Genomic DNA, 19,617 nt, shown 5'->3' with positions numbered 1-19,617 from the left:
ATGAGTTTGCAACACATCGAGCGGCCGGTCACGATCGCCGCACATGACGGCAGAACTAGCCTCGGCGCCGATCTTCCGCGCCTGGCCAACCGGGCTGTCGTCCGCTTCCTGTCCCGTTACGGCATCCTGATCGCCTTCCTCGCGATCTGGCAGGTCTCGAGCAGCGCGGGATGGGTCAACGCCGCGGTGCTGCCGCCGATCGACACGATCGTCTCCGCATTGTGGAATGGTCTGGCCGGCGGCACCTTGCTCGGCGACATCGCCATCAGCCTGCAGCGCGCCGGCCTCGCCTTCGCAGCGGCGGTGGCGGTTGCCATCCCGCTCGGTCTGTTCATGGGCCAGGTGCGCGCCGTCGAAACCGCGCTTGATCCGATCCTGCAGGTTTTTCGACAGACTTCTGCGCTGGCCCTCTACCCGGTGTTCATCCTGCTGCTCGGGCTGGGGGAGGCCTCAAAGGTCTTCGTGATCTTCTGGGCGACGCTGTTTCCGCTGCTGCTCAACACCATCAGCGGCGTCAAGCAAGTCGATCCGAAACTGCTCGAAATGGCCCGGGTCTATGGCGCCGCGCGGCTCACCGCGTTTCGCCGGGTCGTGCTTCCGGGGGCCGTCCCGTCGATCTTCGTGGGCTTGAGGCTGAGTGCGACCACGGCGCTCTTGCTGCTGATCGCCTCCGAAATGATCGGCGCCAACAAGGGCATCGGCTTCCAGGTGATGAACGCGCAGTACAACTTCCAGATCCCGCTGATGTTTGCGGCGATCGTCATCCTCGCCGGCCTCGGCCTGATCGCCAACCAGGCGCTGGTCAGCCTGCAGCGGCGGCTCTGCCGCTGGAGCAATCCCATCGACTGACCAGCCTTTCACCATCCTCTCCAACAGGCACCATCCTCCAACAGGAAAGACCGGACCATGCCGATTACTCGCCGTTCCCTGCTTGCGGGCGCTCCCTTTGCCGCCGGCGTCATCGCCACCGGCCTGCCTCGCTTTGCCGCTGCGCAAGCTGCGCCGGTCACGTTTCGCTACCTCGCCAGCCGCGGCAGCATCTCGCCGCATGAGCTGGCGGACGAGCTCGGCTATTTCAACGACCTCGGCGTCAAGCTGGAGAATGTCGGCTACTCGGGCGGCGGCCCGGAATCGCTGTTTGCGCTCGCCTCCAGCAGCGTCGATCTCGGCTCGGCCGCAACCGCTGCGGTGATCAATTCGATCTCCGGAGGCAACGACTTCGTCGCCGCCTATCCAAGCAACGGCATCAACAGGCAAGTGCACAGCGTCTTCTACGTGCTGGAAGACAGTCCGATCAAATCGATTGCCGACGTCGCCGGCAAGACCATTGCGGTCAACACGCTCGGCGCCCATCTCGACTACACCGTGCGCGAGGCGCTGCACGGGGTCGGCCTGCCGCCGGATGCGGCCAAGCTCGTCGTGGTGCCCGGGCCGCAGCTTGAACAGACGCTGCGGTCGCGCCAAGTCGATATCGCAGCACTGGGCTATTGGCAGGCGACGTTTGCCGGCGCCTTGGTGGACAAGGGCGGCGTGCGCGGAGTGTTCAACGACACCGACGTCCTGGGCGAACTGGCCGGCGGCTTCATCGTCCTGCGGCGCGACTTCATCACGGCGCATCCGGAGGGCGCCCGCAATTTCATCGAACAGTCGGCCCGCGCCGCCGACTGGTCGCGCCAGAACCCGGACGAGGCGCGCAAGGTGCTCGCGGACATCCTCGACAAGCGCGGCGAAAATGGCGAGCTGGCACGCTACTGGACCGGCTTCGGCCTGCGCGAAGGGGCCAAGGCTGACGACCGCGACATCGACTTCTGGGTCAGCGTGCTCGAGCGCGACGGCCGCCTGCCCAAGGGCAAGCTGAAAGCCGCTGATATCCTTTACCGGCGCGGCGAAACGAAAACCAACTGACCGGGAGACGGGCGCCATGGCCACCACAAGCGGCGGCGAGGTCACGATCCGCGACCTGTCCAAATCCTTCAGCCTCGGCGGGCGTCCGCTTGCCGTGCTGAGGGCTCTCAACCTCGATATCCGCTCCGGCGAATGTCTCGTCATTGTCGGCGCCAGCGGATCGGGCAAGACCACGCTGCTGCGCATTCTTGCCGGGCTGGAGGCCTCCGACAGTGGCGGTGTCGCGATCGACGGCAAGCCGGTCCATGGCGTCGGCGCTGAACGCGCGGTGATTTTCCAGGAACCGCGCCTGCTGCCCTGGCTGACGGTGCTCGGCAACGTCGCCTTTGGCCTCGAAGTGCGGGGCGTGCCCAAGGCGGAGGCCGAGGACAAGGCCCGCTTCTATACCGAGCTCGTTGGTCTGGCCGAATTCAGCGATGCCTATCCCAGGCAGCTTTCGGGCGGCATGGCGCAGCGCGTCGGCATCGCCCGGGCCTTGACCGTGCAGCCTGAAATCCTGCTGCTCGATGAGCCGCTGGGCGCGCTCGACGCCATGACCAAGATCGGCATGCAAGAGGAACTGGCGCGCATCTGGAGGGAGGAGAACGTCACCATGGTCATGGTCACCCATGATCTGGAAGAAGCGATCTATCTCGCGGACAGGGTGCTGATCCTGCCCAGGGAGAAGGGCGGCACAGCGCGGCTGGTCGAGGTTGAACTGCCGCGCCCCCGCGATCGCAGCGAAGGCCGGTTCGTGCGCTATCGCGAAGAACTGCTGCGCGAGTTTGGCTTGCACTGAGACGCGGTGACAGGCGCGTCTTGCGCTGCCTTATTTCGCCGCCCCCGACGAAAACAGCGCGCGCTCGACGGGCGGCTCCAGCGTTTGCGCAAAGGGCGTCGCCAAGTGGTGGCGATCGCGGTAGGCCAGCTTGCCGTCGATGAAGACATGGCAGGTCTTGGCGTCGCAGAACCGGTCGGTCATGTCGATATAGGTCGCGTTGGGGACAGTGCGCACGATGTCGCGCTCCACCGCGGCCACGGCGTCGTTGGCGGCGTCGGTTCGCGGCGCATCACATACCGACGGCGTCTGTCCCCGCCACAGCGCGCGGGCCACGCACGTGTCGGCGAACATGCCGTTGAACGGGACATCGCGGATGAAGGCGACTTTCAGCCCGGCCTGGCTGAACGCTTCCAGCGTTGCACGCAGGCCGGCCTGCCAGTCCCGGTCCTGGCTTTCGGATACCTTCACGTCGGGCGACAATTTGCGCGAGCTCGTCAGCGAGATTTCCGAGATCACCACCAGGCTCGGGCGCAGGGCGATGATCTCCTTGATCGATTGCTCGCGCCATCGATCGCACTCGGTGTAGTCGCGCTTCAGCTTCGAGCTCCAGACCGTCAGCCGCGACGCCCGGCAGGCGGATTTGAGCCAGGTGACGACCTTGTAGTTGTTCTTCTTCGCCGCCTCGATCAGCGGCGTCGACCAGTGGTCGGCATGCGAATCGCCGAACAGCGCGATCGAGTGCTCGGCATTCTTGGCGCCGAACACGCAGGGCTTCGGCGTGACGGTTTCGTAGTCGAGAACGCAGCCGTCCTTGGCGCGCGCGGTGGAGGGCTGTGCGGCAGTTTCGGCAATGATGCGTTGTGAGGGGTCGAGATCGTGCACGGCAAGGCGCGCATTGGCGTAAGTTGCCACCACGCCGGCGCCGGTCAGCATTGCGGCGGGAATAAGCGCACGCGCCGCGTTCGCCATCAGCCAGACGTTGCGGCGGATCGGGTTCTCGATGAAACTATAGGTGAAGATCGACAGCGCCAGCGTCAATGCTGCGCAGGCAAGCCGCCCGGGCCAGGAGAGGTCGGGAACCATCATCGTCGCATAGGCGATGACCGGCCAGTGCCAGAGATAAAGCGAGTAGGAAAGTTTCCCCACCCATTGCAAGGGCGGCAGCGCCAGCATGGCGCTAGGCCCACTTTGGACATTGCCGGAGCCGCTGAGCAGCAGCAGCACGGTGCCGGCCACCGGCACCACCGCCGCGACGCCGGGGAAGGGGGTGGCCTGTTCACTGAAGGTCAGATAGGCCCCGGCGATCAGCGCCAGGCCAAGCCATGCCAGTGCTGCGCCCAGTTGCGGGCGCTCGCGCCAGAATTTTGCCGGCGCCATCGTCGCCAGGCCGCCGGCGGCGAATTCCCAGGCCCTGAGCGGCGAGAAATAGAAGGCCCAGGGCTGCGCCACGGTGGTGAGCCAGGCGCAGACGGCGAACGACACCGCGCCGGCGAGGCCGATCACCAGGATCGCCGTGCGCTTGCCCGGGCGCAGCCATGCCGCCAGCAGAAGCAGTGCCGGCCATACGAGGTAGAACTGCTCCTCGACGGAGAGCGACCAGAAGTGGATGAAGGGGTTGTTCGCCGCATCGGGGGCGAAATAGTCGAACGACCAGCGGATCAGCCATAAATTGATCGCATAGGCCGAGGCGAACATGGCGCCTTTCGAATAGAGCGCCTGTTCGTCCGGCGACAGGATGAAGTAACCCGCGACAAGCGTGGCGAAGATGACGAACAGCGAGGCCGGCAGCAGGCGCCGGGCGCGCCTTGCGTAGAACCGCCACAGGTTCAGCCTGCCGTCCTCGGCCATTTCCCGCAGCAGCTGGCCGGTGATCAGATAGCCGGAGATGACGAAGAAGATGTCGACGCCGGTGAAGCCGCCCGGCAGGTCCGACAGACCGAAATGGAACGCGACGACGCCCGACACCGCCAGTGCACGCAGCCCTTCGATATCAGGCCGAAACGATGCTGACACGGCAAAACCTCGTGTGGTCGTTGAAAGAGCCACCCGTTGCGAAGACTCGACGCGATGTCCCGATATTGCAATGCAACAAATCTAACGCAGTGCAACATGAGTGGAGTTGGCGGAGTGCAGGGGGGTGCTCGTCGGCGGCTAGACCAGGAGGCGCCGCGGCGACGCTGCCGTATGCCACCCGGCGCGGCGGGGTGTTTTTTGAGCACAAGGAAGACAATTGGCCCGGCTAGCGGGCCCGCGTACGATCTCAGGCTTAGAAGGAGCTCGCCGCTCGCGCGCCGGGCTCCTCCCCTTGGTCGTCACCAATCACGCATGCGCTGGCGGATGATGACGAGAGTCCCAGACCGCCCAGGCCGATGCCGCAACCACCAGCACGCCGAGGACAACATGGGTCGCCATCGCGTTGGCGTTCGCCACGAAGCCGAGCAGCCAGGGCGAGGCGATCAGCCAGAGCCCGACGACAAGGTTCACCCACTCTTCCCATTCGGCGAATACCGAAAGCGCCGCGAGAGCCAGGGCGCCGAGCACGACTGCGGCAATCCAGGCGTTCCACGCAGGAGCGGTTTCAGCAGCAAAGCCGATGACCCAAGGTGAGATGAACAGGCATGCCGCAAGGATCAGATTGATCCAATCCTGGGGCTTCTTTCCTTCCATCAGATTGTTTGCCATGACAACCTCCACCGATGAAGCTTGACCAAAGCACTACGTCGCGTGCAACGCACGCTTAGTCATTGATATATCGTACTTTCGACGGCTTTCAAGGAGTGGCCCCGGAGGGCCGGCCCTGGCGTCGGTTCCGTACCGCGGCGATGCCGCGTCTGCCATCCGCCTGCGCAATTCAGAAGCGCCGGTTCCCGGAGGCTTCGGCTGCGCGGGAGGATGAGGGCAACGTCAAGCGTAGCGGCACGTGGCAAACCGTGCCATTGCTGCTGATAATGCGGGCGGGCCCGCGTTGCTCATGTCAGGTGCTTCGGCTATTGACCGGCAGCCAATGCCGGCACAGTTCCAAACGGAGCCCGACCATGACAGAGAAGACCATCCTCAAATTCGGCGCAGTCGAAAACGCCGAGGCGGGCGATCTCGCGGGCTGGGTCGTGGTCGACGGCAACCCAACCATGAAGACCGCCGTCCAGCACACCACAGAGGACGGCAAGGTCATGTCGGGAACATGGCAGGCTACTCCCGGCACCTATCACGCGACCTACAGCGACTATGAATTCGTGCACATGATATCAGGCCGCATCGTCATCACGCCCGATGGCGGCGCGCCCGTCGAAGTCGGTCCCGGCGATGCCTTCGTGGTCGAGGCCGATTTCAAGGGAACGTGGAAGATCATCGAGCCGGTGACGAAGCATTTCGTCGTCAGGGTCGGCTGAGGCCGGAGGCGAACCTATCGCGGCTTGCCGCGCCGCGTCTATTGATCCCGGGGCCTGTCGATCCCCAGGGCCTGTCGATCCCGGCCACCGCAAGCGTGGTGCGGTCGAAATAAAAGGATGGAGTCCCTCCATTAGGGGATGGATGAAACTCTAGAAATCGAAATAGATCGCCGGCGGATACGGACTGGACGCATTTTTGTCGGCCGGCGCCGCCATCGCACCGGACGAGGCGTTAATCCCGCCGGTGGACTTATTGTCGAGCGGCGGCCGGGTTTTCTCGGCTGTGGCCGCTTTCGCATCTGTCGCAACGACTTTCGTTTTAGCCTCCACGGTTTGGGAAAGTGCGAGCACGGCGAGAAGTGCAGACAGGGCAAGTTTCATGACGGCGTCCCTCAAGGTTAACGTAAGGTTAACCCCAGCCGCCGGCCCGAACACCGCCGCTGTGTGGAATGGCGTGGAATTCTCCGGAATTCCTGGAATATGGCTTGTGGAAAAGCGCGGCTGCAAGGAACCGGCGCGAGATAGGCTTACGCAGCCGCGCCGACCGTAAGTTCAATCCTTGAAGCCGGTCGAGTCTAGCAGGGCGACCTGCTTGCCGTCGATGTAAAAGCGTATCACGTGCGCGCCGCCGTCGACTTCAATGCACGTCGGCTCGATGGCCGGCGACGCAGGAGCCGCCTTGCCATATGTCGCTGCCGCGCGCGAGCCGGCAGCAGCACGCGACGGTCCATCCGGCCCGAAGGTCAGCAGCAGCAGTGCGGCGGATCCAGCCGCAACCGCGGTGAAGGGGATTTTGGGAGAAGCAGTCCGGGACATCGAATTATTCCTTCCTTTGTTGCGGCGGCATCTACGCTGGTTTGTGGTGGTTGCGAGAGCTCGGCTTCGCCGTCGTTCAAATGACTGAGGAAGGGGATTGGTATTCAAGCCTAGATAGCGTGAGTTTCATAACTTGCCCTTGCCCTGCGCGACCTTAGCGCCGCCCGGCAGGGCGAAAAGGGTAGGCGCGTGGAACGGCGTGGAATTCTGCGGATTTCCTGGCATATGGGACTTTAGGAGAAGTCCGGCCCGCAATGAATGCGGTGGGAGCAAGTGCTGGCACATGTTATGCCTCGCGGTGGCATAAAGGGGCGGGTGGGGTGGCACAGCATATCGCGCAGAAATTACGGTTGACTGCGGCCCTGCTGGGAACCGTCGCTCGCAAGGATTTGGCGGCGGCGTTCCGAGGCGTCAACCCGAAGACGGCGTTCGATCTCGGCCGTGCCGACAAATGGCTGCAGGGCCGCGCCCAGCCGCGCGAGCTCAGCGTCTACGACGACTGGTCGAAGCTTCTCAAGCTGGAGCAGCCCGGCGCCTGGATCGCAGAGAGCGACCTGCCAGGCTTCACGGCGGCGATCTGCGCCCGCCACGGCGTCGAGAGGGCCGAACTGGAACGCCGCGTCGGCGCGCAGTTCGAGACGGCGTCCGGGCATGAAGAGCGAAGCCTTGGATTGGCCCTTGCCGGAACCTATGCATGTTATTCGCGCGCCTTGTCGCCCTATTATCGCGGCCAGTTGATCAGGGGCAGTCTTTCGATAGAGACCGGGCCGGGGGCGCACGGCCTGACTGCCGCCTATCGCGAGGCATTGCCGACCGGGCAGCTGCTGCTCGGTGGGCTGATGACGTCGGCAAAACGCGGCCTTTATGCGCATCTGAAGGAAACCAGCGGCGAAGCCCAATTCTTCCTCTGCCTGTTTCCGCACTCGCGGCCCGGAAGCGTGCTTGGCGGCTATCTATGCGGCACCACCATCATCGGCCCGGAGCCGCAGCCGTCCCTGACCAGGATCATGATGATCCGCTTGCGCAATCGGGCGCCCCAGGGATGGGGCGGATATCTGCCGCCCGACGGGTCGATCGCCGATGATCTGGCTTCGCTCGGCGTGGCAATTGAGCAGCCGGAAATGGTCGACCGGCAGCTGGCGCAATTCCTCGCCGGAGACAGCAAGGACGGCGGTGCTAGCCAGATCCCGCCGGCCGAGTTCCGAGGCATCCTCGACGTGTTCGACCGTCATTGGCTGCGTCATTCGGATTAAGCCTGACCTCGTCTTCTGCCTGTGCGGAACCGATCACCACGTCAGTTGTTTTGTCCGGCGACCGAAGCGCCCGTCCGGCTGTCCAGTTGGGCCGCAAAGCGCCGCCCTTGCCGATCGCGTCTTCGAACTCGCCGGCGCGAAGAAGCGAAAGTTGCACGCCGGCTCAATATGCCTGATCATGGCTATGGCAGGGCGGAGGTATCAAGTGGCGGCCAATCGTCGAAACGGCATGCACCCCGCCGAGCCCGGGGTGATGGGCGTTGTTTCCTCTGCCAGAACCCTCCCGCGCATGTCACTGCCCACCGTCGCGACAGTCGTGGCGGCGGTTGCGGCCCTGTACTTCGGGCGCGAGGTTTTCCTGCCGATCGCAATCGCTCTGCTGCTTACCTTTGCGCTCGCACCCATAGTTTCCGGACTCAAGCGAGTCGGCCTTCCCCGTCTCCCGGCCGTCATCGCCAGCGTGCTGAGTGCATTCACGGTCCTCGCGCTGTTCTCTTTCATTGTCGCCACGCAGGTGAGCGAACTGGCGCAGAACATCCCGCTTTACCAGTCGAATATCCTGACCAAGGTCCGATCCCTGAAGGAGACCGGCGTCGGCGGAGGCATCATCGCCAGGCTGAGTGGCGTGATCGAACGCATTGGTCAGGAACTCGACCGGCAGGAAACCTCACCGCCTACCGCAGGTGAGCCAGAGCGCGAGCCGGTGCCTGTCGAGATCATCGCGCGCGAAAGGCCGCTCCAGGTTCTCCAGAACCTGATCGGCCCGCTGATCAGCCCGCTGGCATCGGCCGGCCTGATCATCGTCGTCGTCATCTTCATGCTGCTCGAGCGCGAGGACCTGCGCGATCGTTTCATCCGCCTCGTCGGGTACGGCGATCTTCATCGGACCACCGAGGCGCTCCAGGAAGCGGGCAAGCGGGTCGGCCGATATCTGCTCATGCAATTGGTGGTGAACATCGTCTACGCCGTACCGATTGCATTCGGGCTTTGGGTTCTCGGCATACCCAATGCACTGCTGTGGGGTTTGCTGGCGTTGGCGCTGCGCTTTGTTCCCTATATCGGCCCGATCATTGGTGCGTTGCTGCCTTTGTTCCTGGCGCTTGCCGTGGCTCCCGGCTGGTCGCTCGTGCTATGGACCGCCGGGCTGTTCGTGGCCATGGAAATGATAACCGGCAACGTCGTCGAACCGTGGCTCTACGGTTCACGAACCGGGCTTTCACCATTGGCCATCATCGTTGCGGCTATCTTCTGGACCTGGCTCTGGGGGCCGTTGGGCCTGGTTCTGTCGACGCCGCTCACTGTCTGTCTCGTCGTGCTCGGCAGGCACGTGCCGCAGTTCGAATTCCTCGACGTTCTGTTCGGCAACGAACCGGTGCTCGAACCGCATGCTCGGCTCTACCAACGGCTGTTGGCCGGTGATCCAGAGGAAGCCACAGATCACGCCGAGGAGATCCTGGAGGAAAGATATCTGTTCGAATTCTATGACAAAGTCGCCATTCCCGCACTTCTGCTCGGCGAACAGGATCGGGTGCGGGGTGTTATGGGCGATGAGCAAAGACGACAGGTTGCGGCCAGTGCGCAGACGCTGGTGGCGAACCTCGACGATAGCGCTCGGGAGGAAGCAGAGGGGGACGATGATCCGGCGGCGGCCGAGCCTGCCACAGCAGATGAGGACAAGCAGGCTCAAGGGATGAGCGAGGACGACATCGAACTCCCGGATGGCACGGACATCTCAGTGCTTTGTGCCGGCGGCCGCGGGGAACTCGACGATGCCGCTGCCGCCATGCTGGCGCAGGTGCTGGAAGTGCAAGGAGCGACGGTCTCGAAGGCGAGCTTTGCCGACATGGAACCGGCGAGCATTCGCCGGCTCGAACTCGACGCTGTCGACACCGTTGTGGTCGGATTCCTGAACCGCGACTCCGTCAAACATGCCCGTTTCCTGGTTCGTCGGCTGAAACGTGTCAAAAGGGCGCTGCGGGTGGGGATCGTGTTCTGGTCGGAGGACGGCGACGACAAAAACACAGCCGTCGAATTGGCCAATGACATCAACGCCGATTTTGTGGCGTATGGCATGGTCGAAGCCGTTCTCGGCGCGTTGTCGAGCGATCCGCCGGTTGCGCTGAAGATCGCTGCCAAGCGCCGCATGCGCCGCCGGTTGCGTCCTGCCAAGAAGGCGCCGCTTGCCGCTGCAAAATGAGCGCGGGACAGGGCGGCGAGGGCGTGGGCTCATAATCATGTCTGGCCCATTCCTGACGTCTGCCGCCGACCTGGTGTCCGCGATCACTCCAATCAAATCAGTCAGTAAGCGTAGGCGAGGGCTGGAGTCACGTGGGGCGTCAAAGGTACAGAGCAGAAATGCCAAGTTGGCGGGTCGCCCTCCCAACCAGAAATATTTCAACCGAAGGGGAACCTCACGGTCGCAGGCAAGTTCGGTACGCGATGTGGGGGAGATTGCGCCATCTCATCGGCTTTATCGTTGTCGTGCTTGCGATCTTCTCCTTCCTCGGATTCCATTAGGAGGGACTATGGAGCGCGACGACGATCAACGAGGCTGGGCTTGAGAGCGCCAGTCTGTCATCCTGAGGTCGACCGCTGCTCACCGACAACACCTGGACTCGCCCCCGCTCGCGCTCGCTTGGTCAACATTCGACGCTTGCACCCGTACCACTCAGAGGCGACGCGATGGCGGCGCGAATGAAATTGTGGTGGGGGTCGGAACTGGCAATGGTCGATCGCCTAGCGGGAGCGCTGGCGCGAGCCTTGGCCGACGGGTCGCACGCATGAGCGACGAGCCGGTGCGTCCGCCGGGCGAATATCCGTCCGAGTTTGCCAGCTTCTTCATGGCTGGCTTCGAATGTTCCTCGCATCGGCGCGGCGACGGAGTGCGCCTCGATTTGATTGGCGCAACCGCACACGACAAACACGCTCTCGGCGACTATCGCAGCTGTGCTGCCCTTGGGCTTCGCACGATCCGCGACGGCTTGCGCTGGCACCTTATTGAAACTGCGCCAGGCGTCTTCGACTGGTCGGGTTGGATCTCAATGATCGAAGCGGCTCACGCGGCGGGGGTGCAGGTCGTCTGGGATATCTTCCACTATGGCTCACCAGATCACGTAGACCAAGGCGCCCCAGACTTTACAGAAGCCTATGTCCGCTTCGCCGCTGAAGCTGTCCGGGTCCATCGCTCCATCACAGGAGTAGCTCCCTTGGTGTGCCCGATCAATGAGATCTCATTTTTCGCATGGGCGATAGAGGTCGGCTATTTCCCACGCGTGGGGCCGAAGAAGCGGGGATGGTTCAAGCGACAGCTTGTGAGGGCAGCGGTTGCGGGCGTCAAGGCGATGCGCGATGCCGAACCTGATTGCCGGTTCATATGGGCTGAACCGCTAATCCATATTGCTCCCCGTGACCGTAGTCGTGCCGAGCAGCGGCGCGCGGAGAATGTTCGTCAGGGCCAGTTTGAAGCCTATGACATGCTGACGGGCCGTGCCGAGCCCGAATTGGGCGGCGCCGAGGACTGTGTCGACGTCATCGGACTTAACTTTTATCCGCACAACCAGTGGTACTTTCAGGGGCCAACGATACCGATGGGCCACCACGAATATCGGGCGCTTTCCGACATGTTGGTCGAAGTCGCAGAGCGCTACAGAAAGCCCATGTTCATCGCCGAGACAGGCGCTGAAGGATCAGGCCGGCCGGCATGGCTCCATTATGTTTGCGATGAGATCCGCGACGCAATGAGCCGTGGTGCCCCGATTCAGGGTATATGTCTGTACCCGGTGACTGCGTATCCCGGCTGGGACAATTCGCGCCACGCGGAAGTCGGCTTATTCTCCACGATTCATGCCGACGGTTCGCGCAGTCTTCGCCAGCCGGTTGCAAATGAATTGGAGCGCCAGCGCACACTGTTCGCGGCGGGTGTTTCGTAGCGGTCGAAGAAGGGGCGGGCCACGTCAGTAGGTGGGGAACTGCTCCGAATGTTGGCCGAGCATCGTCCGCTGCGTAAGCATCTGCACCGTGCCGTTTGCCGGCAGGCTCTGTTGAATGCGCGCGAACGTCGCCAGAGCCTGACCGACAACCTGATCCATATTGTAGTAGCGGTACGTGGCCAGGCGCCCGACGAACCACACTTCGGGGCACGCCGCTGCCAGCGCTTCATAGCGTTTGTACAGCGCCTCGTTTTCCGCCCGCGGCACCGGGTAATAGGGATCGCCGATATCGGTTGGATATTCGTAAGTCAGGCTGGTCTTCGGACTCTGCTGTCCGGTCAGATGCTTGTACTCGGTAATGCGGGTATAGTTTTCCGTCTGCGGATAGTTGACAACGGCGACCGGCTGAAACTGCTCGCAATCAAGTGTCACGTGCTCGAACCGAAGTGACCGATAAGGCAGACGACCAAGGCTCCAGTCGAAATATTCATCGACCGGCCCAGTGTAGATCATCCGCTGAAAGGGAATCTTGTCGCGAATTTCGCGATAGTCGGTCTGCAGCATGATCTTGATCCTTGGGTTGTCCAGCATGCGCTGGAACATGCGTGTATACCCGCCAGCCGGCATATTCTGGAAAGTGTCGCCAAAGTAGCGATCATCGCGGTTGATCCGCGTTGGGACCCGCGCAGTCACGGACTTGCTTAGTTGGGCCGGATCGACACCCCACTGCTTCCTTGTATAGCCGCGAAAGAATTTTTCGTAGAGTTCCCTGCCAACGGTGCTCACAACTACGTCTTCAGCTGTCCGGACTTCCTCGACCGTTTCTCGCCGGGATGCGAAGAACTCCTCCAACTGCTCGGGCGTCAATTCAAGATCGTACAGACGATTGATCGTGTCGAGGTTGATCGGTATCGGCAGCAGTTTTCCGTCGACCGAAGACAGTACGCGATGTTCGTAAGGCCTCCATTCGGTGAACTGCGAGAGGTAGTCTATGATCGATTGGGCGTTGGTGTGGAATATATGCGGCCCATAGCGGTGGACCAGAATTCCAGCTTCGTCGTAACAGTCATAAGCGTTGCCGCCGATGTGATTTCGCCGGTCGATGAGCAGGACGCTTTCCTGCCGTTGCGATGCGATGCGTTCGGCGAGCACGCTGCCAGCGAAGCCGGCGCCGACAATCAACCAATCGAACATGGTCAGGCTCCCCGGCGCAAAGGCACAATGCTTTTCATTGCATAGGCGCGCTGGATATGGGCAGCCATTGCGTCCCACGTTCGTTCCCAGGACATGTTAGCGAGGTAGGCATCGACTTCCTTCAACAGGAAATTCCGGGGACGTGACAGAAGGGACCGAAGCTTGGTTTCGATGTCTTCGGCGTCAACAATGTCGACCAGGCCTTCGGCGCCATAGGTGCGCACGACGTCCACAATCGCTGTGGAGACCACCGGCAGTCCGGCGGCCAGGAACTCAGGAGTTTTGGTCGGGCTGATATAGCGTGTCGCCTCGTTGAGCGCGAAGGGCATCCAGCCGGCGCTCCAGTGCCTGAGATAGCGAGGCAGGTCGGCGTAGGACTTGGCACCCAGCCAATGTAAGTTATTTGCGCGCGGCAGGCTTAACGGGTCGATCTTGACCACCGGGCCGAGCATGACGAAATGCACTTCGGGCATTGCCGCAGCCGCCTGTGCGATCATTTCAACGTCGAGCCGTTCGTCGATCACGCCGAAGAAGCCCACTCTCGGGTGAGGTATGTCTGCCTGGTCTACAGGGTCATCGCCGGGCTCTCTTGCCTTGTGGAAATGCGCAACGTCGATGCTGCTGGGGAAGGGAAAAATCGACTTGTGGAGGCTTCGTTTGGCCTCGTACAGACTCTGCCCGCCCGTGAACACGACATCAGCGCGCTGGAACAGCGCCTTTTCCATCTGCGTCAACTCTGCCGGCGCGTTCTTGAAGGCGGAGAGTTCATCCATGCAGTCGTAGACGCACACGTCGTAGCGGAGATGATCGCTGAAACGCAGCGCCATCGGCGTGTAGTACCATACAGTCAGCCGGTCATGCGGCGCTGAGGTGACGATTTGGTCGACGAATCTGCGCTGGATGGCGTCCGCCTTTGTTGCGGAAATGCCGGCCGGAAGAACCGGGGTTACGATTGTGATCATTGCAGATCGATCGTTCACCCGGATCGAAGGATAGCGTATTTCCTCGTAGACCGGCTCCTCAAAGTAAATTAGCTGCTGCTGTTTTGAGGCGTGCGTCAGAATATGCTGCGGGCGTTGGTGTACGAAATCCCACCTGAGGTGAGAAAAGCAAAGTAGAATAGACGATTTTATGGGGATATTTGATTTATTTTTTTTGCCACCCGCTATTTTCATGTAACATTCCTCTGAATGATATTTTGTAATTCTCCAGATTAACATATGTTAATCGAAGCACGCTCCTGATGAATCCTTTATCCGTACATCTAACTTTCATTTGAGTAAGTTGTTCCACGGATTTTAATTTGCTGTAGCCGCCGAGCCGGCCACTTGCGCAATTGAAGAGAAGCGGCGCTGCTACCAACACCTGACGGACATGTCGCCTCGGCCAAGGCGGAGGCGCTTGCAGCTTCATATCTCGCCAAATGTGGCGCATTCCCACAGAACGGCTGAAATCCGCTCAATCGTTCAACAACCATTCATGAGCGCAGGTATAAGAGTTAATGAGCCGCGCATGATTCGTTTTGGTCGCCACAGATGGCCAAAGAGGGCAGCCACCGTGAGAGAGTCGCAAGGAATGAAGTTCAACTTTGAAACCAACGTCTTTCCGTTGTTTCACCCGCAGTCCGTGGATGATCTGAAGGATCCTTGTCCGGTGTTCGACGGCGAGATTTGGCACGTCTTCGGTTCCAGCGGCACTGTCACGACTGAGAGTTGGAAAATACTACATGCCACGGCTCCGGATCTTTATGGGCCGTGGACTGAGCATGAGGCGCTCGACTTGCCGGTAACCGGATCGGGCATAGCGGCGCCCGGCGTCATTCATGAATGCGGCGTCTTCCATATGTTTATCCAGACCGAATTCATGAAGTCGGGCGGACGTTGCGAACATGCGGTTTCCAATGATGGCTTCAACTGGGTGGTGCTGAAACCGGCGATGTTGTCCCTGCCGGGCACCGATGAGGACGGGATCTATGATCCCCATCCGGCGATCATCGGCGGCAAGCGCTACATCGTCTATTCAGGCATGCCTAAATTCACCAGGGTGCCGCAGCCTGACGTCTATCTGGCGCGCAGCCAATCCGATTCCTGGTTCGGGCCGTGGAAACGTCTCGGCAAGATATTGGACCATCTCGACGTTCCCCATCACAATGCGCGCGAGCATCCGGACTACGAATGGGGGATCGAGGGCGCCCAACTGGTCGAACTGCCCGACGGTCGCGTGCTTCTCAACGCCACCTGCTTCCTTCCCGAGGGTCCGCGCGGAAGTCGTCAGCGCGTATTCTTCGCCATCGCCGACGACGTCCAGGGTCCCTACGTGTCGGTCGGCCCCGTGCTGGATCCTGGTGAGCCTGGGGAGAACGGCCATTCGACGGTAATGATCGAGGGCGGGAAACTGACCTTGTTTTACCAGAGCAGACGTGAGGCAACGAACCATCGCTGGCGTTTCGGACTGGCTAGGTGCGACCTGGATCAGCAAGTCCTTTCAAGAGTCGCCTAGCAGGGACGACCGGGGCCGAGGCGTCGTGGCTGTGTCATCACTATTTCATTCGCGTTCCTGCGATCGTCCATAGCGATAGTCCATAACGTAACGGTGATCGCAAGGCCGGCTCTGCCGCAAGGGTGCAGCAAACTACGGGCCATGATCGCGTCCTGGCTGGTTCTTCGTCAGGATCGACCGAGACCTGGATTACCTGGGGATCAACCACGTCGAGGGAGCCTTAGCAACTCATGACTGCCCAAGAAGGGGCCTGAGTGGAAGAAAGCGATCCAGTTCCTGCCTAGATGGGTTTGGGACGGGGTAACCCCACCGGAGGTGCGTCAGGCCTTCGAGGCCGTCGCTTAGGAGAAGGAGATGTTCCTTCCCTGCGACTAGGGCAGGGCATCCTTGCACTGCAAATAGATGAGAGTCCGTTGGCCTGCCAACCCGGCGAAACATTTTGCCACCGCGGCAGTTATACCGCTCCGGGGACGAAATTCGGGGCATGCCTTTGAACGATACTAGATTGGCGATACCGCTGGTCGGGGAAGTGGAAGACTCTGCGCCGAGATCGGCTGCCGGCCTGCCTTGGATCAAGTTAGCCGGTTCCTATTTCGCAACCGAGGACGGCGAGGCATGGACGCCGATCGGGCACAATGATGCGGTAAGCTGGCCCGAACTCAATGGCCTGTTCCGGCGCGCCGATATGGCCGGCGTGGAAAATCATCTCCGTTGGCTGAAGGAAAGCGGCGTCACCTGCCTCAGGCTGATGCTGGAATATGCCCAGGTTCGCCACCGCTACTTCGAGAAACCGCAGGGCCGCTTCGTGCCGGCAATGGTGCAATTGTGGGACGACCTCTTTCGTCTTTGCGAAAAACAGGGCTTAAGAATCCTGCTCACCCCCTTTGATACGTTCTGGCAGTGGCTGCACTGGCGCCACCACCCCTACAACCGCAATAACGGAGGCGTGCTGGACCACCCGTCGCGATTCCTGATCTGCGTCGAGACGCGCCGCGCGATCAAGGCAAGGCTGGAATTCGTGGTTCGCAGATGGAGCGGCAGCGGAGCCTTCTTCGCATGGGACCTCTGGAACGAGATCCATCCCGAGCAGGCTCAGGGCAGCGCGGATGGCTTCGGCGCCTTCATCCATGATCTCAGCGATTTTGTGCGCCGGCTGGAAACGTCACTTTACGGCCGCTCTCACCCGCAGACCGTCTCGCTGTTCGGACCTGAGCTTCGCTGGCGGCCCCACATGCCGCTGCCCGGGCCGATCTTCCGCCACCCAGACCTCGACTTCGCCTCCCTCCATCTCTACGAGGAGGGCACGATCGATGACCCCAGTGACACGGTGGCGCCGGCGCTCGGCATGGCGCGGATCGTCGGGGAGGCGCTCGGCGAAATCCGTGACGGCCGCCCTTTTCTCGATTCCGAGCACGGCCCGATCCACTCGTTCAAGGACAAGAAAATCACGCTTCCGGAACCTTTCGATGATGAATATTTCCGCCATTTGCAATGGGCTCACCTGGCGGCGGGGGGCGCGGGTGGCGGCATGCGGTGGCCAAACCGCACCCCGCACGTGCTCACCCCCGGCATGCGGCGGGCGCAGCGTTCGCTGGCCGATTTCCTCCCTCTGATCGACTGGGTTTCGTTCCGGCGTGCCCATCTCGGCAACAAGATGCGGGTTTCCGGTCCCGACGCCGCGGCTGTTGCCTGCGGTGACGATTCCCAGGCAGTGGTCTGGCTGGTTCGCCGCGACACGATCGGGGGGAACGGTATGCTTCGCGCCGGCGCTGCGCCGGTTCCGGTCGCCTTGGAGCTGCCCGGGTTGGCTCGCGGCACCTATCGCGTCATCGCCTGGGATACCACTGCCGGCAGGCAAACGGCGGATTGGCAAGCGAATTCGGACGGCTGGCTGAAGCTTGATGTGCCGCCGTTCTCCGCCGATGTCGCCCTTGCCATCCGCCGAGGCGTTCTGGCTGCGCCATAACTATTTCATCCGCGGTCCCGTTGGTCCAAGCAGAGCCACGGGAAATATCTCTCACGACCTGCGGCAAGACTCGAAGGGGTAGCGTGGTCGAGGGATCCGCAGGTTGCGCTCAAGGTCGCTGGCAGGCGCCGCATTCGCCGCCGGCTGTCAAGAAAGCGCCGCTTGCGGCTGCAAAATAAGGCTGTAGTTCGCTGTCACGTCCAGAAATAGCGCACGGTGTGGAAGAAAACCGGGGCGGCGAAGACCAGGCTGTCGGCGCGGTCCATCATGCCGCCATGGCCCTCGATCAGATGGCCCCAGTCCTTCACCCCCTGATCGCGCTTGATGGCGGAGGCGACCAGTCCGCCGAGGAATCCCATCAAGCAGGCGATGAAGGCGACGCCCGCCGCCTGGAGCGGCGAAAACGGTGTCAGGAACGACAGCAGCGCGCCAAGCAGGCTCGACGTCGCCAGCCCGCCGACCAGCCCTTCCCAGGTCTTCGACGGCGAAACCTTCGGCGACATCAAGTGCCTGCCGAACAGCTTGCCGAAGATGTATTGCAGCACGTCGCTGCCTTGCACGGTGATGATCAGGAATGCGATCAGCAACAAATTGCGGCCCTCGAAGCCGGGCACCTCGAGCGTCAGCAGCGCCGGCACGTGGCTGACGCAGTAGACCGAGATCATGACGGCCCACTGCTGCGCCGAGACGCGCTCGAGAAAGCGCTCGGTGTCGCCATGAAGCGCGGTGATCGCCGGCATCAGCAGGAAACAGTAGACCGGGATGAAGATGGTGAAGAGCCCGTACCAGGCGGTCCACACCAGCCAGTACTGGAACGGGATGATGATGCCGAACATGCCGAGCAGCACCCAGTGGTCGCTGCGGCGGCTGTGCGTCAGCGTCACGAATTCACGCAAGGCCGCAAACGAGATCAGCGCGAACAGGATGGTCATGCCGGAGCGGCCGAAGAAGAAGGCGACGGTGATCGCGACCACCATCACCCACCAGGCGTTGATGCGCTGGTTGAGGTTGACCAGCGTCGAGGACAGCGGCTTCGGCGCGCGCCACGACAGGATGCCGGCAACCAGGCTTGCTGTGGTCAGCACCGCAGTGAGGCCGACAACCAGAATGAGGGTCTCGTGCATTGGCATGTTGTTCTAGTCGTCCCTCCGAGCATCGTGCCGGATATCGGATCCGGCACGATGCTCTACGCACTTTTGGTCGCATGATGTTTTCCGGAAAACCGGATTCCACTTTTCCGCATCATGCGTTGGCGGGCGGGGGTTCAGCGCAAGCAGTGTTTGGCGGGCGCGGTCGAGAAAGGCCCGGCGTTCCTCGCCGGGCGCAATGGCGATCGGCGCGCCGAAGACTACGCGGCAGAGCAGCGGCACCGGCACGAATTGGCCCTTGGGCAGCACCCGCGACATGTTCTCGATCCAGCACGGGATGAGTTCGACGTCGGGCCGCGCCATCGAGAGATTATAGAGGCCGGAGCGGAACGGCAGAAGCGGCTCGTCTGTCATGTTGCGCGTGCCTTCGGGGAAGATGATCAGCGAATGACCCTCATCGAGCACCGACAGCATGATCGAGATCGGATTCTGAGCCTCATCGATCCACTGCCGGTGGATGAGCACCGAGGAGAGCATGTCCTGCGCGATGAACCGGCGCAGCCGCGATTTTCCCCAATAGTCGGCGGCAGCGACGGCATGGGTGCGGGCGCGCTCCTTCTCGCTGAGGCAGGCAGACAGCAGGATGAAATCGCCGTGGCTGGCATGGTTGGCGAAGTAGATGCGCTGCCGGTCCGACGGCTGGCTGCCGTTCCAGATCGGCCGCACCCCGGTCACCGCCCAGGCCAGCGCCGATAGGCCGACCGAGGTCACGGTCTGCAGCAGGGTGAAAGTCTTTGTGCCGAGCTTGCTCATCGTCC

The 19,617-nt window shown here is 62.0% G+C and carries 17 protein-coding genes; 9 read left to right on the top strand and 8 right to left on the bottom strand.

Going from position 1 to position 19,617, the window contains the following annotated elements; translation table 11 throughout:
* From ACWUKX_RS25625 to ACWUKX_RS25615, 3 genes are read left to right on the top strand one after another with little or no spacing between them, the layout of a single operon-like run.
* Positions 1 to 849, top strand: coding sequence for an ABC transporter permease (locus ACWUKX_RS25625; protein WP_456009592.1), 849 nt, complete (start codon positions 1 to 3; stop codon positions 847 to 849).
* A gap of 57 nt (positions 850 to 906) precedes the next feature.
* Positions 907 to 1,905, top strand: coding sequence for an ABC transporter substrate-binding protein (locus ACWUKX_RS25620; protein ID WP_456009591.1), 999 nt, complete (start codon positions 907 to 909; stop codon positions 1,903 to 1,905).
* 16 nt (positions 1,906 to 1,921) lie between these two features.
* Entirely contained in the window at positions 1,922 to 2,683 is a 762-nt protein-coding gene (locus tag ACWUKX_RS25615) for an ABC transporter ATP-binding protein (protein ID WP_456009590.1), read from the top strand.
* Between the two features lie 30 nt (positions 2,684 to 2,713).
* Here ACWUKX_RS25615 and ACWUKX_RS25610 read toward each other — a convergent pair whose 3' ends face one another.
* Together ACWUKX_RS25610 and ACWUKX_RS25605 are read right to left on the bottom strand one after the other, a co-directional pair.
* Positions 2,714 to 4,678 (bottom strand): acyltransferase family protein, encoded by a 1,965-nt coding sequence (locus ACWUKX_RS25610; protein ID WP_456009589.1) that lies wholly within the window; start codon positions 4,676 to 4,678, stop codon positions 2,714 to 2,716.
* 306 nt (positions 4,679 to 4,984) lie between these two features.
* Positions 4,985 to 5,347, bottom strand: a complete 363-nt coding sequence (locus ACWUKX_RS25605; protein ID WP_455839560.1) for an SPW repeat protein — start codon at positions 5,345 to 5,347, stop codon at positions 4,985 to 4,987.
* Positions 5,348 to 5,700: 353 nt separating this feature from the next.
* Here ACWUKX_RS25605 and ACWUKX_RS25600 point away from each other — a divergent pair, with 353 nt between their 5' ends.
* Positions 5,701 to 6,054: a cupin domain-containing protein gene (locus ACWUKX_RS25600; RefSeq protein WP_065008649.1), complete on the top strand. Its 354-nt coding sequence runs from the start codon at positions 5,701 to 5,703 to the stop codon at positions 6,052 to 6,054.
* Positions 6,055 to 6,204: 150 nt separating this feature from the next.
* On the opposite strand, the gene ACWUKX_RS25595 is transcribed toward ACWUKX_RS25600, so the two are convergent.
* Together ACWUKX_RS25595 and ACWUKX_RS25590 are read right to left on the bottom strand one after the other, a co-directional pair.
* Positions 6,205 to 6,435, bottom strand: coding sequence for a hypothetical protein (locus tag ACWUKX_RS25595; RefSeq protein WP_352963491.1), 231 nt, complete (start codon positions 6,433 to 6,435; stop codon positions 6,205 to 6,207).
* A gap of 171 nt (positions 6,436 to 6,606) precedes the next feature.
* Positions 6,607 to 6,870 (bottom strand): hypothetical protein, encoded by a 264-nt coding sequence (locus ACWUKX_RS25590; protein WP_456009588.1) that lies wholly within the window; start codon positions 6,868 to 6,870, stop codon positions 6,607 to 6,609.
* 320 nt (positions 6,871 to 7,190) lie between these two features.
* Here ACWUKX_RS25590 and ACWUKX_RS25585 point away from each other — a divergent pair, with 320 nt between their 5' ends.
* The 3 genes from ACWUKX_RS25585 to ACWUKX_RS25575 all read left to right on the top strand — a co-directional run bounded on the left by ACWUKX_RS25585 (position 7,191) and on the right by ACWUKX_RS25575 (position 12,052).
* Positions 7,191 to 8,123 carry a hypothetical protein gene (locus ACWUKX_RS25585; RefSeq protein WP_456009587.1) on the top strand — a complete coding sequence of 311 codons (933 nt, stop codon included), beginning with the start codon at positions 7,191 to 7,193 and terminating at the stop codon, positions 8,121 to 8,123.
* Between the two features lie 205 nt (positions 8,124 to 8,328).
* Positions 8,329 to 10,320, top strand: coding sequence for an AI-2E family transporter (locus ACWUKX_RS25580; RefSeq protein ID WP_456009586.1), 1,992 nt, complete (start codon positions 8,329 to 8,331; stop codon positions 10,318 to 10,320).
* Positions 10,321 to 10,903: 583 nt separating this feature from the next.
* Positions 10,904 to 12,052 (top strand): beta-glucosidase, encoded by a 1,149-nt coding sequence (locus ACWUKX_RS25575; RefSeq protein WP_456009585.1) that lies wholly within the window; start codon positions 10,904 to 10,906, stop codon positions 12,050 to 12,052.
* 24 nt (positions 12,053 to 12,076) lie between these two features.
* Here the strand turns inward: ACWUKX_RS25575 and glf are convergent, their stop codons facing one another.
* Together glf and ACWUKX_RS25565 are read right to left on the bottom strand one after the other, a co-directional pair.
* Positions 12,077 to 13,246, bottom strand: coding sequence for a UDP-galactopyranose mutase (gene glf / locus ACWUKX_RS25570; RefSeq protein WP_051695093.1), 1,170 nt, complete (start codon positions 13,244 to 13,246; stop codon positions 12,077 to 12,079).
* Positions 13,247 to 13,248: 2 nt separating this feature from the next.
* Positions 13,249 to 14,421, bottom strand: a complete 1,173-nt coding sequence (locus ACWUKX_RS25565; RefSeq protein WP_456009583.1) for a glycosyltransferase — start codon at positions 14,419 to 14,421, stop codon at positions 13,249 to 13,251.
* Between the two features lie 226 nt (positions 14,422 to 14,647).
* On the opposite strand from ACWUKX_RS25565, the gene ACWUKX_RS25560 reads away from it, so the two are divergent.
* Together ACWUKX_RS25560 and ACWUKX_RS25555 are read left to right on the top strand one after the other, a co-directional pair.
* Complete coding sequence (locus tag ACWUKX_RS25560) at positions 14,648 to 15,745, top strand: hypothetical protein (RefSeq protein ID WP_456009582.1); 1,098 nt, start codon at positions 14,648 to 14,650, stop codon at positions 15,743 to 15,745.
* Positions 15,746 to 16,229: 484 nt separating this feature from the next.
* Entirely contained in the window at positions 16,230 to 17,711 is a 1,482-nt protein-coding gene (locus ACWUKX_RS25555) for a hypothetical protein (protein ID WP_456009581.1), read from the top strand.
* 194 nt (positions 17,712 to 17,905) lie between these two features.
* Here the strand turns inward: ACWUKX_RS25555 and ACWUKX_RS25550 are convergent, their stop codons facing one another.
* Both ACWUKX_RS25550 and ACWUKX_RS25545 read right to left on the bottom strand, forming a co-directional pair.
* Positions 17,906 to 18,835: a phosphatidate cytidylyltransferase gene (locus ACWUKX_RS25550; RefSeq protein WP_065008658.1), complete on the bottom strand. Its 930-nt coding sequence runs from the start codon at positions 18,833 to 18,835 to the stop codon at positions 17,906 to 17,908.
* 12 nt (positions 18,836 to 18,847) lie between these two features.
* The gene (locus ACWUKX_RS25545) at positions 18,848 to 19,612 is read right to left on the bottom strand and encodes a lysophospholipid acyltransferase family protein (RefSeq protein WP_456009580.1); all 765 of its coding nucleotides are present in this window, start codon (positions 19,610 to 19,612) and stop codon (positions 18,848 to 18,850) included.
* Between the last annotated feature and the right edge of the window lie 5 nt (positions 19,613 to 19,617).

It is taken from the genome of Mesorhizobium sp. f-mel (assembly GCF_053850215.1).
Note: the sequence above shows the minus strand (reverse complement) of the source record. Positions and strands in the feature narration are given on the sequence as shown.

Bases quoted from the DNA above. Each gene is read 5' to 3' on its own strand.
- ACWUKX_RS25625 (WP_456009592.1), top strand. From the start codon at position 1: ATGAGTTTGCAACACATCGAGCGGCCGGTCACGATCGCCGCACATGAC.
- ACWUKX_RS25620 (WP_456009591.1), top strand. From the start codon at position 907: ATGCCGATTACTCGCCGTTCCCTGCTTGCGGGCGCTCCCTTTGCCGCC.
- ACWUKX_RS25615 (WP_456009590.1), top strand. From the start codon at position 1,922: ATGGCCACCACAAGCGGCGGCGAGGTCACGATCCGCGACCTGTCCAAA.
- ACWUKX_RS25605 (WP_455839560.1), bottom strand. From the start codon at position 5,347: ATGGCAAACAATCTGATGGAAGGAAAGAAGCCCCAGGATTGGATCAAT.
- ACWUKX_RS25600 (WP_065008649.1), top strand. From the start codon at position 5,701: ATGACAGAGAAGACCATCCTCAAATTCGGCGCAGTCGAAAACGCCGAG.
- ACWUKX_RS25595 (WP_352963491.1), bottom strand. From the start codon at position 6,435: ATGAAACTTGCCCTGTCTGCACTTCTCGCCGTGCTCGCACTTTCCCAA.
- ACWUKX_RS25590 (WP_456009588.1), bottom strand. From the start codon at position 6,870: ATGTCCCGGACTGCTTCTCCCAAAATCCCCTTCACCGCGGTTGCGGCT.
- ACWUKX_RS25575 (WP_456009585.1), top strand. From the start codon at position 10,904: ATGAGCGACGAGCCGGTGCGTCCGCCGGGCGAATATCCGTCCGAGTTT.
- glf (WP_051695093.1), bottom strand. From the start codon at position 13,246: ATGTTCGATTGGTTGATTGTCGGCGCCGGCTTCGCTGGCAGCGTGCTC.
- ACWUKX_RS25565 (WP_456009583.1), bottom strand. From the start codon at position 14,421: ATGAAAATAGCGGGTGGCAAAAAAAATAAATCAAATATCCCCATAAAA.
- ACWUKX_RS25555 (WP_456009581.1), top strand. From the start codon at position 16,230: ATGCCTTTGAACGATACTAGATTGGCGATACCGCTGGTCGGGGAAGTG.
- ACWUKX_RS25550 (WP_065008658.1), bottom strand. From the start codon at position 18,835: ATGCACGAGACCCTCATTCTGGTTGTCGGCCTCACTGCGGTGCTGACC.
- ACWUKX_RS25545 (WP_456009580.1), bottom strand. From the start codon at position 19,612: ATGAGCAAGCTCGGCACAAAGACTTTCACCCTGCTGCAGACCGTGACC.